The sequence below is a fragment of the Nguyenibacter vanlangensis genome (assembly GCF_013376155.1).
In the GTDB taxonomy this organism is placed as follows: domain Bacteria; phylum Pseudomonadota; class Alphaproteobacteria; order Acetobacterales; family Acetobacteraceae; genus Gluconacetobacter; species Gluconacetobacter vanlangensis.
Genome location: NZ_JABXXP010000862.1, coordinates 1 through 1,077, shown reverse-complemented (window position 1 = coordinate 1,077; position 1,077 = coordinate 1). Strand labels below are relative to the sequence as shown.

The following is a 1,077-nucleotide window of genomic DNA, read 5'->3' as shown; positions in this document are numbered from 1 at the left end:
GCGTTCGGCGCCGCGTTTTCCGTGCCCGCTGTCGCTTCGCGGCCACAGGCGGCCGAGGCGAAGGCGAACAGGCAGGCCAGCGCGATCAGCGCCCGTCCCCCCGATCCTATCCGTCGCTCTTTCCGTGCCTGTTGCAAACCGCGTCCAATCCTGTTCGATCATCCAGCCAGTAACGATTGGCCATACAATAATCGTACGACAGATAATTCAAGGCTTTTTCGCCCTGAAAGTTCCCCAAGGACCGGATCAGCCCTGAGTTCTTCCCCGTCCTGCCCCGCATTCCTGCCGTCGATTCAGTAGCTATGCGGGCAAATGTGGCAATTTTTGGCCGTCATTATTGGCGTGCCTCCGACGCCCCTCCGGAGCCGTTCGGGGCCGCCCGGGCCGTCCCGCGCGGAGGGCGGGGGCGCGGCCGCCATCATTCTCTTGGAAGGATGGGACACTCGTGCTACGGCGCCTGTCACCATGGTGCGCCCTCTGATCGCGGTCCTGAACGGACCCAACCTCAACATGCTCGGACTGCGCCAGCCCGAAGTCTATGGTCGCGCGACCCTGGACGACGTGGAGCAGATCTGCATCCAGGCCGCCGAGCGCCTGGATGTCGCCATCGACTTCCGCCAGACCAACGGCGAGGGCGAGCTGGTGTCATGGGTGCAGGAATGCCGCAACCGCGCGCAGGGCATCGTGATCAACCCGGCCGCCTACGGCCATAGCTCGATCGCGCTGCTCGACGCGCTGCTGGCCGTGGACCTGCCGGTAATCGAGGTGCACATTTCCAACATTCATCGGCGCGAGGAATTCCGCCACCACACCTATTGCTCCCGCGCCGCCGTGGGCGTCATCTGCGGCCTGGGAGTACAGGGCTATGCGCTGGCGCTTCAGGCGATGACGGATTTGATTCTGAACGAGGACGATCGATGAGCCGACTGCTCGTGGACGCGGATGCCATTCGGGCATTGGCTGACATTCTGACCGAAACCGGCCTGACCGAGATCGAGATCGCGGAGAAAGACAACCGGATCCGCGTGGCCCGCGCCGCCGCGCCGCAGGTCCATGCCGTGCCGGCCGCGCCCGTCG

1 protein-coding gene and 1 pseudogene are annotated in these 1,077 nt (G+C 64.7%); both read left to right on the top strand.

The genetic code is table 11. The features are described from left to right. Positions 1–465: 465 nt before the first annotated feature. Positions 466–921, top strand: a complete 456-nt coding sequence (gene aroQ, locus HUK84_RS19715; RefSeq protein ID WP_176641720.1) for a type II 3-dehydroquinate dehydratase — start codon at positions 466–468, stop codon at positions 919–921. Continuing rightward, positions 918–1,077, top strand: a pseudogene (locus HUK84_RS23365) (acetyl-CoA carboxylase biotin carboxyl carrier protein); the annotation flags it as partial. The gene aroQ and the pseudogene HUK84_RS23365, both read left to right, overlap by 4 nt.

Excerpts from the sequence above, each read along its gene's own strand:
- aroQ (WP_176641720.1), top strand. The coding sequence starts at position 466 with ATGGTGCGCCCTCTGATCGCGGTCCTGAACGGACCCAACCTCAACATG.